The 13,155-nt window shown below is 67.6% G+C and carries 15 protein-coding genes; 6 read left to right on the top strand and 9 right to left on the bottom strand.

Annotation, left to right across the window (positions count from 1 at the left end):
- Positions 1–207 precede the first annotated feature (207 nt).
- The 4 genes from N0B15_RS03245 (at position 208) to N0B15_RS03230 (ending at position 3,725) form a co-directional block, all read left to right on the top strand.
- A complete protein-coding gene (locus tag N0B15_RS03245) occupies positions 208–717 on the top strand; it encodes a hypothetical protein (RefSeq protein WP_263017989.1) in 510 nt (169 codons plus the stop codon).
- A 51-nt stretch (positions 718–768) separates the two neighbouring features.
- The gene (locus N0B15_RS03240) at positions 769–1,134 is read left to right on the top strand and encodes a hypothetical protein (RefSeq protein WP_263017988.1); all 366 of its coding nucleotides are present in this window, start codon (positions 769–771) and stop codon (positions 1,132–1,134) included.
- Between the two features lie 108 nt (positions 1,135–1,242).
- Positions 1,243–2,439 (top strand): FIST signal transduction protein, encoded by a 1,197-nt coding sequence (locus tag N0B15_RS03235; RefSeq protein WP_263017987.1) that lies wholly within the window; start codon positions 1,243–1,245, stop codon positions 2,437–2,439.
- Between the two features lie 20 nt (positions 2,440–2,459).
- A complete protein-coding gene (locus tag N0B15_RS03230; protein ID WP_263017985.1) occupies positions 2,460–3,725 on the top strand; it encodes a sensor histidine kinase in 1,266 nt (421 codons plus the stop codon).
- 266 nt (positions 3,726–3,991) lie between these two features.
- Here N0B15_RS03230 and N0B15_RS03225 read toward each other — a convergent pair whose 3' ends face one another.
- Together N0B15_RS03225 and N0B15_RS03220 are read right to left on the bottom strand one after the other, a co-directional pair.
- Positions 3,992–4,180, bottom strand: coding sequence for a DUF1328 domain-containing protein (locus tag N0B15_RS03225; protein ID WP_263017984.1), 189 nt, complete (start codon positions 4,178–4,180; stop codon positions 3,992–3,994).
- Positions 4,181–4,335: 155 nt separating this feature from the next.
- Complete coding sequence (locus N0B15_RS03220) at positions 4,336–6,195, bottom strand: bacterio-opsin activator domain-containing protein (RefSeq protein WP_263017983.1); 1,860 nt, start codon at positions 6,193–6,195, stop codon at positions 4,336–4,338.
- Positions 6,196–6,338: 143 nt separating this feature from the next.
- Between N0B15_RS03220 and N0B15_RS03215 the strand changes: the two genes are divergently transcribed.
- On the top strand, positions 6,339–6,539 hold the full coding sequence (locus tag N0B15_RS03215; protein WP_263017981.1) for an HVO_0649 family zinc finger protein: 201 nt from the start codon (positions 6,339–6,341) through the stop codon (positions 6,537–6,539).
- A gap of 21 nt (positions 6,540–6,560) precedes the next feature.
- Here the strand turns inward: N0B15_RS03215 and N0B15_RS03210 are convergent, their stop codons facing one another.
- Positions 6,561–7,646 carry a M20/M25/M40 family metallo-hydrolase gene (locus tag N0B15_RS03210; RefSeq protein WP_263017980.1) on the bottom strand — a complete coding sequence of 362 codons (1,086 nt, stop codon included), beginning with the start codon at positions 7,644–7,646 and terminating at the stop codon, positions 6,561–6,563.
- A gap of 105 nt (positions 7,647–7,751) precedes the next feature.
- On the opposite strand from N0B15_RS03210, the gene N0B15_RS03205 reads away from it, so the two are divergent.
- Positions 7,752–8,276, top strand: coding sequence for a GNAT family N-acetyltransferase (locus N0B15_RS03205; protein WP_263017979.1), 525 nt, complete (start codon positions 7,752–7,754; stop codon positions 8,274–8,276).
- 32 nt (positions 8,277–8,308) lie between these two features.
- Here the strand turns inward: N0B15_RS03205 and lysA are convergent, their stop codons facing one another.
- From lysA to dapA, 6 genes are all read right to left on the bottom strand, one after another.
- Positions 8,309–9,544, bottom strand: a complete 1,236-nt coding sequence (lysA, locus tag N0B15_RS03200) for a diaminopimelate decarboxylase (RefSeq protein ID WP_263017977.1) — start codon at positions 9,542–9,544, stop codon at positions 8,309–8,311.
- A gap of 83 nt (positions 9,545–9,627) precedes the next feature.
- Positions 9,628–9,996, bottom strand: a complete 369-nt coding sequence (locus N0B15_RS03195; RefSeq protein WP_263017976.1) for a type II toxin-antitoxin system VapC family toxin — start codon at positions 9,994–9,996, stop codon at positions 9,628–9,630.
- The gene (locus N0B15_RS03190) at positions 9,986–10,231 is read right to left on the bottom strand and encodes an AbrB/MazE/SpoVT family DNA-binding domain-containing protein (RefSeq protein ID WP_263017975.1); all 246 of its coding nucleotides are present in this window, start codon (positions 10,229–10,231) and stop codon (positions 9,986–9,988) included. The genes N0B15_RS03195 and N0B15_RS03190 overlap by 11 nt, the downstream gene beginning before the upstream one ends.
- A gap of 277 nt (positions 10,232–10,508) precedes the next feature.
- Positions 10,509–11,339, bottom strand: coding sequence for a 2,3,4,5-tetrahydropyridine-2,6-dicarboxylate N-succinyltransferase (locus N0B15_RS03185; protein ID WP_263017974.1), 831 nt, complete (start codon positions 11,337–11,339; stop codon positions 10,509–10,511).
- The gene (gene dapB, locus N0B15_RS03180) at positions 11,339–12,103 is read right to left on the bottom strand and encodes a 4-hydroxy-tetrahydrodipicolinate reductase (protein WP_263017973.1); all 765 of its coding nucleotides are present in this window, start codon (positions 12,101–12,103) and stop codon (positions 11,339–11,341) included. The genes N0B15_RS03185 and dapB overlap by 1 nt, the downstream gene beginning before the upstream one ends.
- The gene (gene dapA, locus N0B15_RS03175; RefSeq protein ID WP_263017972.1) at positions 12,100–13,023 is read right to left on the bottom strand and encodes a 4-hydroxy-tetrahydrodipicolinate synthase; all 924 of its coding nucleotides are present in this window, start codon (positions 13,021–13,023) and stop codon (positions 12,100–12,102) included. Before dapA ends, dapB begins: the two co-directional genes overlap by 4 nt.
- Positions 13,024–13,155: the final 132 nt, after the last annotated feature.

Genomic DNA, 13,155 nt, shown 5'->3' with positions numbered 1-13,155 from the left:
TTACTGTCGTCGCGAACGGACCGTTCGCCCCGCCCGTTCGCCGCTCCTGCTGTGGTTCGGTGTGCCTTCTCGCCCGTCGCTCGCGCGCCGGTGTCTGGCTCCGTTGGGGCGCCACGCTCGAACGCGTTGCGATCCGGCCAGGTGTGTGCCGTGTACCGAACTGGTACGTCGCGATTACTAATCAGTCGGTGTGAGGATCACGCTCTCATGGAGAGACGCACACTCCTCCTCGGTACTGGTGTCACGTTCGCTGCCGCCCTCGCAGGGTGTATGAGCAGTGGAGACGACGAAGACGACGACAACGGTGACGACGACTCGAGCGACGCTACTGACGGTGGCTCGAGCGGTTCCAGCGGTGGGGACGCGACCACCGGCGACGACATCCCCGGATTCGACTTCGAGGATCTCGAGTCGATCGCGAACGACAACGGCCTGTTCGTCAACGGCGTCGAGCGCGACGGTGACGAACTGTTCGTCGACCTGGTTGCGACCGACGACGTCGCCGACGCGCCACCCGCCTGGCTGAGTGCTGGATTCGTCCGCGCCATCGGTGACGTCGACGAGTTCGCCGCCGAAATCTCGCTCGTCCACGTCAGCGTCACGGACGAAGACGGCTCGACGGAGTCGTTCCTCGTCGACGTCGACTGGGTGCTGGCCTACCACGAGGGCGACCTCTCCGAGACCGAACTCGCCCAGCGCATCGACGACTCGGCCTGACTCGACCAGGTGAGCCCAAGCGTTCACGGTCACTCGCGCTAACGGGTGGGCATGGAGACCGAGACGACGTACACGGTTACCCGCGAGGCGACGGTGCGCTACACCCTCCACGGTGGCTCTGACACCACCGCGCGCGAGGAAGCCGCCGACGAGGTCGCGGGCCGACTCGAGGCGCTGACCGGGCGTGGCGACCTCACCGACGGCCAGGTAGCCGGGTCCCAGATCCACGAACACCCGGCCGCCCCGTTCGAACCCTACACCGTGTCCGTATCGATCACTGTCGCCGTGACAGTCGACGCGCCGGACGCCGAGCGCGCCGAACGGGCCGGAGCGCGGACCATCGCGGACGCACTCGCAGCGAGCGAACTGGATTCCGTCTCCTACACGTCGCCGCCACGGTTCTCAGAGACCGCTTAGCCCGCGAACGGGCGCGACTCTCTCACGGTCGTTCCGACGATCGTCGAACGTCGCTTCGGCGCGGGTGTACCCAAACGATATTAGTTTTGCTACGATATGGTAGGTATCATGAACACTGCGATTGGGACCGCACTCGAGGTTGCCTCCGACGGTCGTGCCGCCGGAGAGCGGGCCGCAGCGGCTGCGCTCGAGCAGTTGCCGAGCGAGCGCGTCGACTTCTGCCAGGTCTTCTGCTCGGTCGAGTACGACTACGAGGCGACGCTCGACGGAATTCGCTCGGTCATCGGTGCCGAGCCGTCGCTGATCGGCTGTTCGACCGCGTCGGCGTTCTCAGAGAGCGAGGTCTCGAACGGCGCGGTCGCCATCGCGCTCGTCGCGAGCGATACGCTCACGTTCGTCACCGGCATCGGCACCGGTCTCAGAGAGAACGTCTCCCGGGCGGTCCGCGAGGCCGTCGCCGAGTTCCCCTCCGAAGTCGACGGCTATCCGTACCTCTCGGCGATCAACCTCCACGACGGGCTGGCGGGCGTCGGCGAAGAGCTGGCGCTGGTCACCCAGCAGAAACTCGGCCCGACGGTCAGCATCGTCGGTGGCTCTGCGGCCGACGACCACCTCCTCGAGGCGACGCACGTCTTCTGTGACGACGTCGTCGCCCAGGACGCCGTCGCGCTGGCGCTGATCGCCTCGAAAGAGCGGCCGATCGTCTCGGTCAGACACGGCCACGAACCGCTCTCGGAGCCGGTCGAGGTCACCCGCGCCGAGGGGTCGCTCGTCTACGAACTCGACGGCAAGCCCGCCTTCCAGGTCTGGAAAGACGCCGTCAGAGAGCGCGTTCGCGAGGAACTCGACGTCGAGATCGACGACCTCGAACCCGGTAACCAGTTGCTCGCACGACTCATGTGTGAGTTCGAGTTCGGTATCGACCAGGGCGAGCGATACAAGATGCGCTGGCCGTGGATCGAAGCCGACGACGACGTGTTACACTTCGCCCTCGACATTCCCGAGGGAACCGTCTTCCGGGTGATGCACGGCACTGCGGACACGCAGATCGAATCCGCACGCGAGGCCGCTCGCCGGGCGAGAGAGAAGGCCGAGGGGACGCCGATGGCCGGTGCGTTCATCTACGACTGTGCCTGTCGCGGCATCGTCCTCGGCGAGGAGTTTCCGGCGGCCGTCAAGGTGATGGCGGACGAACTCGACCTTCCGTTCGTCGGCTTCGAAACCTACGGTGAGATGTGCATGGGTCTCGGCCAGTTCAGCGGCTTTCACAACACGACGACGGTCGTCATGCTCCTCCCCGAGTGACGCGAGCCGAGAGACACGCCATGAACCATCGTGAACTCGTCGGGAAGTTCAGCCAGACCGTCGGTATCGAGAAGGCCGAATCGCTGGTCGAAGACGCCCTCGACGAACTCGCGATCGACCGCGCCGAGACGTACACCCACCACGAACTCGCGGACATCTGTGAGACGATCCAGCACACGAACGAGGGCTACGTCAGGCTCGTCGCCAACGAGATTCACGTCTACGAGCGCGCCCAGCAACGCTTCGACGCGCTGCTCGACGAGATCACCGATCCGATCGTCACCGTCACCTTCGAGGACTCGGTACCGATCATCCGCGCGATGAATCCCGCGTTCGAGGAGGCCTTCGACTGTGGCTCGGCCGTGGTCGGCCGTCCACTCACTGCGGTCATCGACGCCGGTGCCGACCGCTCGGACGTCATCTCGAGGTGGTTTCGCTCCGACCACCACGGCGGCATCGAGGTCCACCACCGGACGGACGACGGCATCCGCACGTTTCTGTTCCGTTCGATCGTGGTGACGCGACAGAACGGTGACGTCGAGGGCTACGCCATCTACACCGACATCACCGACCGGAAACACTACGAACGCCAACTCGAGCGCCAGAACGAACAGTTAGAGCGCTTCGCGAGCGTCGTCAGCCACGACCTGCGTAATCCGCTGACCATCGCCGAGGGAAACCTCGAACTCGCTCTCGACACCGTCGCCGACCCGACCGCCCGCGAGCACCTTCGACGGGTCAGCAACGCCCACCGGCGGATGAGCCACCTCATCGAGGATCTGTTGGCGCTCGCACGCCAGGGTCAGACCGTCGACTCGCCGGAACCCGTCTCGCTCGAGCGCGTCATCTCGGAGGCGTGGTCGTCGGTCTCGACGACGGGCGTCTGCCTCGAGGTCGAGACGGACGCGCGGGTCGTCGTCGATGCAGATCCGTCGCGACTGCGCCAGCTGTTCGAGAACCTCTTTCGAAACTCGGTCGAACACGGCCGAGACGACGCGGCGACCGACGGTGGCGACGACTCGCTCGTCACGGTCCGTGTCGGGCTGCTCACCGACGGCCGCCGGGGATTCTTCGTCGAAGACGATGGAACGGGGATCGCCCCCGAGAACCGCGCCGACGTCTTCGAACACGGCTACTCGACGCGCACCGAGGGAACCGGCTTCGGTCTCGCCATCGTGAAGACCATCGCCGACGCCCACGAGTGGTCGATTACGGCCACCGAGAGCGCCGACGGCGGCGCGCGCTTCGAGATCGGCGGTGTCGGTCGGCTCGAGCGGAGGGCGTGAGCGTGTCGCCACGACGACGCTGTGTCCGGCTCGAGGGACGCGAGGACCGTCTCCACCCGGCCGGGACGGCAGCGTGAGTTCGGCGACCGCGCCGCCGGAACGCGCTCGATCCGGGGGCTGTCGCGTCGCTCGAGACTACCGAGGCGTTCGTTCGCGGGCACGTCTCGCTCGCCTCAAACACCAGTGTCGGGGCGACCGACGCCCGCTCGTCCTTCTCGTTCGAGGGTGACCGTGTTTCGGTCGGTTGAGCGACGCGTAGCTGGCTCTCACAGCAACAGCGCGACGATCGCGAGGACGATGAAGATCAACACGAAGATGCGAGCGATCTCCATCGAGATCCCGGCGACGCCTCTCGCGCCGATGGCCGCGGCGATGATCGCCAGGACGAAGAAGATGATCGCCCAGTACAGGAAGCCGCCACCGCCGAGTTGCAGGGGGATTGCGTACGAGAGCATCCCCCCGACCTCGGACGGGGACGTACATAAACGCCCGTGACCGTCTCACCGCTTTCGCGTCACTAACTCGCGTGTAGTCTCGAGTTACGCGGACGGTCCGGCCGGCGCAGGCGGGTCGATTCACGTCGGTGGCCGGCGAGACTGCGCGCCGTTTCTCACTCGTCGAACAGGGCGCGACAGAGTTTGGCCTCGGCCGAGCGCAGGTGCTCGTGAAAGGTCGGCCGCGAGATGTCCATCGACGCGGCCAGTTCCTCACCGGTCGTCGGCCGGGGCCACTCGAAGTAGCCGCCGAGGTGGGCGCGCTGGAGCGCGGTCAGCTGGCGGTCGGTCAACGACGCTTCCAGCCGGGCGGCGACCTCCCCTCGCGTATCGCCGGCTCGCTCGTGCTGGGTGAACGAGACGACGTCCGTCCCGGGGTGGCGCTCCTCGAGCGCTTCGACGAGACGGCGGACGTTCGCCGACTGTGGGAGGTCGATGCGCACGCGCGCGGTACCGTCGCGTGCGTCGACTTCGCGGGTGAGCGCGCCACGTTTCGAGAGCCACTCGACGAGCCCCTCGCCGTCGGTCTCGAGTTCGACGAGTATCTCCTCGTCTCGCTCGACGACCGGCCGGACGGAGACGCCCTCGAGGCCGGCGACGGCAGCCTCGAGGTCGTCCCAGCCGACCCCGTAGACGGTGTAGAGCGAGGCGGTCTCGTCGTCGATCCGCCGGACCGATTCGTGGTACTCGAGCGTCCCGCCCGTGCGTTCGGCGACCACCAGCGGCGTCACCGTCTCGTCGGTCAGGTCGAGTTCGACGGCGACGACGGTGTCCGCCTCGAGAATCCGGCTGGTTTCGCGGGCGTTGACCCCGCTGGCGACCGCCCGGGCGAGTGCGGCGAGGACGACCGTCTCGTGGTCGTCGATCGTCGCTCCCTCTCGGGCCGTGACCGTCAGCGCGCCGTACTCGATCCCGTCGTAGGTGAGCGCGAAGGTGCCGGTCATCACTCCTCCGTTCGTCTCGACACGGTGGCTGTCGCGCTCGAGTGCGTCCAGTACGTCCGCCTCTCCCGCTGACGCCGACTCCGGGTCCGTTCCAGCGCTCGCGCGTCGCTCGAGCGCGCCCGTTCCCGGATTCCGCTCGTCGATCCGGGCGCTCGCGTAGGTCGGCTCCTCGCCGATCCGCTCACAGACCCCCCGCTCGAGGTCGCTTCGCGTGCGCGAGCCGGCAACGATGGCGGTGACGTCTTCGACGAGACCCTCGACGCGTTCGAGGACGTCCTCGAGCTCGCGCCGACGCCTGACGACCTCGAGTTCGGCGCGCTTGCGGTCGGTGACGTCGTTCTGGAAGCCGACGAAGTGGGTGACGTCACCGTCGTCGTCGCGGACCGGTGCGAGCGTCACCTCGTTCCAGAACATCGAGCCGTCACGGCGGTAGTTTTCCACTTCGACAGTGACCGGCCGCTCGGCGTCGACCGCATCGCGCATCTGCGTGATGGCCGCCTCGTCCGACTCCGGTCCCTGCAGGAACCGACAGTTCTGCCCGACGACGGCCTCGTTCGGATAGCCCGTAACGCGCTCGAACGCCTCGTTGACGTACACCAGCGGGTTGTCCTCGAGCGACGGATCGGTGATCGCGACCCCGACCGGCGCTTCGTTGATCGCCCGATCTTTGACCCGGCTGTCGCTCGAGGGCTGGCCACCGTCGTCGTCGAACGTGATCGTCGCACTCTCGGCTCCGCGGTGGATGCGCGCGTCGTAGGGTTCGTCCTCGATCCCGACGGTACGGACGGTGCCGACTGCCGTCTCGACGAGTTCGCGCTCGAGGTGTTCCCAGTAGGTACCGAGTACGCTCGCGTCGACTCCCGCCGGCTCCGCCGGGAGGCCGAACATATCGACCGCCGCGGCGTTCGCGTAGGTAACCGTCCCGTCGGCGACCGCCACGACCGGATCGACCACGTTCTCGAGGACGCTCGCGGCTGCCGACTCGCCTCCGTCAGGTAACCTGACCGTGTGCTCGGGGCCGTCTCGGGTCATACCCTACGTAGGAAGGGTATCGTCAAAATCCTGTGGGGCCCCTCCCTTGCCAGCCCCGTCCGGTCGGGCCGCCGGCGCGGTTTCGGAGCGAGCGACATCACTTCCCCTCAGCACTTATGATCCGACGTGTCCTATGCTAACACATGTCTCCACGCAGAGCACACTCGCCGTTCGACCGACTCCGACAGACGTTCGAGGAGGCACCGCTGCGCTGTGATGCGTGTGGGTACGTCGACGACTCGAGTGAGTGGCGTGTCACGACCTCCGGCTCGCGCGTCCGCTACCAGTACTGCTGTCCGACCTGTGGCGCACTCGACACGCGCGAACTCAGACTCAGTGCCTGAAACGGCACCGGGCCTCGCGTCTCACTCGTCGCTCACCACCGCTCGAAGCGTCTCGGTGAGCGCCGCAGCGGCGCGCTCGACCGACTCGAGGTCGACGTACTCTCGGCTCGCGTGGGCGACCGGTCCGTCCTCGTCGGCGAGCACCCCGGGGCCGAAGACGACCGTCGGCGCGTCGGGCGCGAAGTACGACGCCTCAGTAGCGGCCGCGAACGGGCGCACCTCGCCGCCGCTGGCCGCAGACAGCGTCTGGACGAGCGCGGTCTCCAAATCGGTGACGAACGCGTCTGGAAACGGCGTGTCCGGCCGGATGAGGTCGACCGAGGTCGTGACGTCGGGAAGTGTCTCTTCGAGGAACCGCTCGAGATCTGCACGAAACGACTCGCTCGTCTCCGGGGGGACGCTCCGCCGGTCGACCGTGATTCGACACGTTTCGGGTACCCGGTTCGACGTTTCGCCGCCCGCGAGCACCGTCGGCGTGAGTTTCGCCTCGCCGAGCACCGGATCCGTCGGCATTCCAACCCGCTCGTCGTAGGCCGCGAGCGCCTCGAGAACGCGCCCGACGGCGTAGACGGCGTTCTCCTCGGCGGCGACGCTCGCGGCGTGGCCGCTCGCCCCCGAGACGGTGACGGTCGCTTCACACTGGCCTCTGGCGGCGATACAGACGTCGAGACCGGTCGGCTCGCCCACGATGTAGCCGTCGGCACTGAGCGTCTCGGCGACGTGTGCCGCGCCGGTCTGGAGCGTCTCCTCGTCGCTGGTGATCGCGACCGTCAGCCGTCCCGCCTCCGGCTCGACCGCCAGGAACGCCGCGAGCAACGCCGCGAGCGGTCCCTTCGCGTCACACGCACCGCGGCCGTACACCCGCTCGCCCTCGCGGCGGTACGCCACGTGCGGCGCGACCGTGTCGACGTGCGTGTTCAACACGAAGTGAGGCCCGTCCTCGCCCCCGCGAGTCGCGAGGACGGTCCCCAGCGCGTCGACCTCGGCGTCGTGGCCCGCCCGCTCGAGCGTCTCACACACGAGTTCTCGCATCTCCTCGACGCCCGCCTCGTGGTGGGAGGGCGTCCGAACGGCGCGTTCGTGAAACGTATCGATGTCGAATGTCATGGCCGACTCACCCGACTCTCGCCGCCGCCCCGATATAAACGCCCGTATCGCCCCCGGCTGGCGCGACCGCGTGGGCTTTCGCTCTCGAGTGCGTACCCTCTGCCGATGGTCTCGGTCAGCCTCGTCGACCCCGACACGGAGGTCACAGCCATCGAGCGACTGCTCACCGCCGCCGACAACTCGTTCGTCCCACCGCTCTCGAGCGACGCGCGCGCAGCCATCGCCCGCTCGGGCGACGAGGGGGACGCGACCAGTATCGCCGACTACCTCGACGCCTGTCTCGCGCGGCCGATGGTCGCCGCATTCGACGGCGACACGCTCGTCGGCTTCGCCTCGTTCCACCGGTGTGACGACCACCCGACGCTCGAGCCCTACACGCCGACGACGCACGTCGACGTGCTGGTCGTCGCGGAGAGCCACCGAAACTGCGGCGTCGCGACGCGACTCTACCACTCCCTGCTCGAGGAACTACCGCGGACGCTCGAGACGCCGTTCGTCTCGACGAAAACCTGGAGTACGAACCACGCCCACCTCGCGATTCTCGAGCGCCTCGCGTTCACCTGCGTCGGCCGGGTGCCGGACGACCGCGGACCCGGGATCGACACGGTCTACTACGCGCGTGAAGGGTGAGTGGGTCTCCTGCGTGACGCCTGGAACGGTTCCTACTGTTCGACGCGCGTGACGTCCGCGAGCGTCTCCCGTCGGCGAACCACGCGCGCCTCGCCGTCTTCGAGACCGACCTCCGCGGGGCGGGGCTGGGAGTGGAACTGGCTCGCGAGTTCGTAGCCGTACGAGCCCGCGTTGCCGATCGCCAGCACGTCTCCGCGTTCGGGTCTCGCGACCGGCCGGTCGTGGGCGAAGACGTCCGCACTCGTACAGACGGGACCGCCGACGGTCACCGGGTGGGTCTCGCGTTCGGGCGCGCTGACGTTGCGCATCGGGTGGTACGAGCCGAACATCGCCGGGCGAATCAGGGTCGCGAGACTCGCGTCGATGCCGACGACGGTGGTGTCGGGCGCCTCCTTGATGGTGTTCACCCGCGAGAGAATCAGCCCCGCGTCCGCGACGATGTAGCGACCCGGCTCGAGTTTCAGCGTCGCCTCGAGTGGGCCGACCGCCTCGCGCACCTTCTGGGCGGTCACCGCGAGGTCGAGTGGCTCCTCGTCCTCGCGGTAGGGGACGCCGTAGCCGCCGCCGACGTCGACGAACTCGAGGTCGTCGTCACCGATCCGGCGGGCCATCTCGCCGACGCGGGCGATGGCGCGACAGTGCTCGTCGAGACCCTCGGTGAGGACGCCGCTGCCCGCGTGGGCGTGGAGACCGACGAGGTCGAACTCCTCACGGACGCGCTCGGCCACCTCGGGCACCTCCTCGTAAGGAATGCCGAACTTCGCGTCCGCACCGGTCGCCACCTTCTCGTGGTGGCCCGTCCCGATGCCGGGATTGATCCGGATGGCGATCCGGCCGTCGTAGCCGCGCTCGGCCAGTCGCTCGAGCGTGTCGGTCGCCCCGATGGTGATCGTCAGCCCCGGGGCCTCGGCGGCGAGGTCGACCGCGTAGTCGAGGTCGTGGGCGGGTGGGTTGACGGCGGTGTACTGCAAGGTGTTCGGGTCCGCACCTGCCTCGATCGAACGCTTTAGTTCGCCCCACGCCGCACACTCGATGTCCGCGCCGGCCGAGAGGAGTGCCTCGAGCACCGCCTTCCCCGTGTGGGCCTTCGCGGCGTACATCACGTGGGCGTCGGGAAAGGCCGCCGAGAAGCGCGCGTAGTTCTCTTTGACGCGGTCGAGGTCCATCACGTACAGCGGGGTGTCGTACTCGTCGGCGAGCGACTCGAGGCGCTCGTCGTCCCAGTCGGCGAGACGCCGGACCGGCGGCGAGTCGGCGAAGTCAGTCATGCTCTGTCCGATGTAACTGCGAGGATTGAATCTGTTGGTTCCGTGGGGCTGGTCACCGGCGTTCGAGACCGACTCCTTTCCGATCACTCTTCGGCTGGCTCGAGCGGGACACGGTCGATACTGATCGTCTCGAACGCCTGGTCACTCGAGAGAATTGCGTCACCGGCGAGTGCCGCGTGAAACGCGTCGAAGGTGTTGAGTCCGTCCTCGATGTAGGCCGATGCCTGGAAGACGACCTCGGTCTCGACGCTCGAGTCAGCCAGTTCGAAAATCGCGAGCGTCGCCTGTTCTCGGTCGAAGTCGTAGCGCTCTTCGATGAGGAAGAGTTCGATGAACGTCGCCACCGACACCTCGAGGTTCCCGCGGTGTTCCTCGAGTAACGACGTGGCCCGTTCGGCGAGCCAATCGTCGTCTTTGAGCAGCGCGACCCAGAAGTCAGTGTCAGCGTACACGGTCGCTCGTCTGCGCTCTCGCTCGTTCGTGTGCGGTCTCTTGTAGTTCCTCCATCGTCGCCCGTTTGAACGCTTCACTCGAGGCGTCGCGAAGCGATGCGACCGGATCGTCCGGAACGGGGAGTAACTTCACTTCGTCTCGTAACTCGACGAGCCGGTAGCGCTCACCGAGGCGGTCGCGGACCGCCTTCGGAATCGTAATTCGTCCACGCTCGTCCGTTGCGACTTCGGTCATGGGTACACGGTACTATGCGATGGGTAACCAAAACTCTCTCGCCCACCACTGGCTAAAAAGTGGGCACCTGTCCTCAGCGATCGACAGCAGGGTCCGTCGTGCGAGCGGTGCTGAGACACCGCATCTCGGGTGCAGCACCCGTACAGCACGCCCTCACGCTCCCGGATTTCCGCTCGGGACCGATGGTCCCACTCGCGTAAAACCGTGGATGGAAAATCGGCCGCTCGTTCCCTCGCGGCCGCGAACCGCGGCTTCGCCGCGGATGCTCACTCGCCGCTTACTCCCGCAGCGCGTCTTCGCGTTCGGTGGCTTCGAGCGTCTCCTCCTCGAGTCCGGTCGCGACGACGGCGGGTTTGTACGCGCCGCCCTCGAAGAGGTCGTGGTCGCTGACGGAGGATTCGACGAAGCGGGTGAAGGCGCGGCGGTCGGCGGGGAGTTCGCCGTAGATCACGTCCTCTTCGACGAGGTCGTAGACCGGTATCCGGGGGGTCAGGAGGGTGTTCTCGCCGACGACGCTGTTCTCGCCGACGACGAACCCGGAGGTGACGCGACAGCCAGCGCCCAGCGAGACGTTGTCCTCGACGACGACGGGTGCGCTCTCGACCGGCTCTAGGACGCCGCCGATCAGGGTGTTCGCGCCGAGTTTGACGTTCTCGCCGATCTGGGCACAGGAGCCGACGGTGTCACAGGAGTCGACGAGCGTGCCGTCGCCGACGTAGGCCCCGATGTTGACGAACGCGGGACTCATCAGGATGCAGTTCGAGCCGACGTGGGCTCCCTGGCGGACCACGGTGCCGTCGGGGGTGTTTCGACTGCCCCGCTCGCCGTAGGCGCTCGTGTCCGCGAGCGGTAAGACGTCGTTGTAGGTGACGCCGCCGTACTCGCGGGGTTCGGTCTCCCGGAGCGCGAAGTTGAGCAAGATGCCGCGCTTGACCCAGGCGTTGGCCTCCCACTCGCCGTCGCGCTTCTCGGCCGCGCGAACCTCGCCCGCCTCGAGCGCCGCGATGAACGCTGCGAGCGTCTCGAGTTCGGTCTCGCCCGCGTCGGCGGCGGTCAGTCCGTCTTCTTTTCGCTCCCACAGCGCCTCGATGTCGGTCTGAAGACTCATTAGTTCGCGTCGATGACCTCCCCGAAGGTATAGTTCCCGGAATCTCTGTCGGCGAGCCAGACGGCGGCGTCGATCGCCCCGGCGGCGAACACCGCCCGGTCCTCGGCGCGGTGGCCGAGTGAGAGCACCTCGTCGTTGCCCGCGAGCACCAGTGTGTGTTCGCCGCGAACGTCACCGGCGCGACTGACGAGGACGCCGATTTCGTCCTCGCTCCGGGGGGCGTAGCCCTCCCGGCCGTAGACCGGCTCGACGTCGCGTTCGTCCTGGACGGTCTCGAGGATCGTCTTCGCCGTCCCCGAGGGGGCGTCGATCTTCTGGTTGTGGTGGGTCTCGTGGAGTTCGAGGTCGTAGCCCTCGAGTGCGCCGACGGCTTCGCGGACGGTCCGCAGGAGGACCTGGATGCCGCGGGAGAAGTTGGTGGCTTTGAGCACCGGGACCGCCTCGCCCGCGGCCTCGAGCGTCGCGAACCCTTCCTCGTCGAAGCCGGTGGTGCCGACGACGAGTGCGACGCCCGCGTCGGCGCAGGCGGGGGCGAGGGCGACCGTCGACTCGGGGACCGTAAAGTCGATCACGGCGTCGGGTTCGTACTCGGCGAGGGCGGTCTCGGTCTCGGCGGCGTCGACGACCGGGACGCCCGCGACCGACTCGACGTCGGAGACGTCGAAACCGACGACGACCTCACAGTCCTCGCGCGCTGCGGCGGTCTCGATCACGGTCGTTCCCATGCGCCCGGCCGCGCCGTTGACCGCGAGGGTGACCGTCATCGTTCTCCCTCCGTCGCGGCGACCGCAGTCGCCGGGGTCCGATCGAGGGCCGTGAGGACGGTCTCGAGTTCTTCGCGCCGCTCGGGTGAGAGCCGGGTGAGCGGCGAGCGCAGGTCCGGCGACGCGCCGGTGCGGATCGCCATCGCCTCCTTGACGGGGATCGGGTTGGTCTCCGAGAAGAGCACGCGGTTGAGCGGGCCGAGTTCGTGGTGGAGCGTGCGAGCACGCGCGTAGTCCCCGTCGAGTGCCGCGCCGACCATGGCACAGGTGCGTTCGGGTTCGATGTTGGCGGTGACGCTGATCGTGCCGCTCGCACCGACGGCGAGCATCGGGAGGGTGAGCGCGTCGTCGCCCGAGAGGACGGCGAACTCCGCTTCGCGCGTGCGCTCGATCACTTCGGTGATCTGGCCGAGGTCGCCACTGGCGGCCTTGTAGCCCGCGATGTGCTCGTGGCTCGCGAGTTCGACCGCGGTGTCGGGTTCGATGTTCTGGCCCGTCCGCGAGGGGACGTTGTAGACGATCTGTGGGATCGATACCGCGTCCGCGATGGTCCGGTAGTGCTCGAGGAAGCCCCGCTGTTCGGGCTTGTTGTAGTACGGCGAGATCAGGAGCAGGCCGTCGGCACCCGCGTCGGCGGCGCGCTCGGAGAGTTCGAGCGCCTCGCGGGTGTTGTTGCTCCCGGTGCCCGCGATGACGGGCACGTCGGAGACGGCGTCGATCACGGTCTCGACGACCTCGACGTGTTCGTCGTGGGTCAGGGTCGCCGACTCGCCGGTCGAGCCGACGGGGACGAGACCGTCGACGCCCGCGCGCTCTAGGCGCTGGGCGTCGCGTCTGAGGTGGTCGAAGTCGATGCTGCCGTCGGCGTCGAAGGGCGTGGTCATCGCCGGGAAGACGCCGGTGAAGTCGATTGCTGTCATGGTGTTCTGTAGGTCTCGGGTCTGTCGCCGACCGCCAGCGTCGCGGCCGGATCGGTTCTACGGTCGTCTGCGCTCGCAGACGCCATGTGAATTGCGGATTCGCGGTCGCGCCCGAAACGGGGGTGTCACTCC

The sequence above is a fragment of the Natronobiforma cellulositropha genome, from assembly GCF_025629245.1.
Lineage (GTDB): Archaea > Halobacteriota > Halobacteria > Halobacteriales > Natrialbaceae > Natronobiforma > Natronobiforma cellulositropha.
Note: the sequence above shows the minus strand (reverse complement) of the source record. Positions and strands in the feature narration are given on the sequence as shown.

Bases quoted from the DNA above. Each gene is read 5' to 3' on its own strand.
- N0B15_RS03245 (WP_263017989.1), top strand. From the start codon at position 208: ATGGAGAGACGCACACTCCTCCTCGGTACTGGTGTCACGTTCGCTGCC.
- N0B15_RS03240 (WP_263017988.1), top strand. From the start codon at position 769: ATGGAGACCGAGACGACGTACACGGTTACCCGCGAGGCGACGGTGCGC.
- N0B15_RS03235 (WP_263017987.1), top strand. From the start codon at position 1,243: ATGAACACTGCGATTGGGACCGCACTCGAGGTTGCCTCCGACGGTCGT.
- N0B15_RS03230 (WP_263017985.1), top strand. From the start codon at position 2,460: ATGAACCATCGTGAACTCGTCGGGAAGTTCAGCCAGACCGTCGGTATC.
- N0B15_RS03225 (WP_263017984.1), bottom strand. From the start codon at position 4,180: ATGCTCTCGTACGCAATCCCCCTGCAACTCGGCGGTGGCGGCTTCCTG.
- N0B15_RS03220 (WP_263017983.1), bottom strand. From the start codon at position 6,195: ATGACCCGAGACGGCCCCGAGCACACGGTCAGGTTACCTGACGGAGGC.
- N0B15_RS03215 (WP_263017981.1), top strand. From the start codon at position 6,339: ATGTCTCCACGCAGAGCACACTCGCCGTTCGACCGACTCCGACAGACG.
- N0B15_RS03210 (WP_263017980.1), bottom strand. From the start codon at position 7,646: ATGACATTCGACATCGATACGTTTCACGAACGCGCCGTTCGGACGCCC.
- N0B15_RS03205 (WP_263017979.1), top strand. From the start codon at position 7,752: ATGGTCTCGGTCAGCCTCGTCGACCCCGACACGGAGGTCACAGCCATC.
- lysA (WP_263017977.1), bottom strand. From the start codon at position 9,544: ATGACTGACTTCGCCGACTCGCCGCCGGTCCGGCGTCTCGCCGACTGG.
- N0B15_RS03190 (WP_263017975.1), bottom strand. From the start codon at position 10,231: ATGACCGAAGTCGCAACGGACGAGCGTGGACGAATTACGATTCCGAAG.
- N0B15_RS03185 (WP_263017974.1), bottom strand. From the start codon at position 11,339: ATGAGTCTTCAGACCGACATCGAGGCGCTGTGGGAGCGAAAAGAAGAC.
- dapB (WP_263017973.1), bottom strand. From the start codon at position 12,103: ATGACGGTCACCCTCGCGGTCAACGGCGCGGCCGGGCGCATGGGAACG.
- dapA (WP_263017972.1), bottom strand. From the start codon at position 13,023: ATGACAGCAATCGACTTCACCGGCGTCTTCCCGGCGATGACCACGCCC.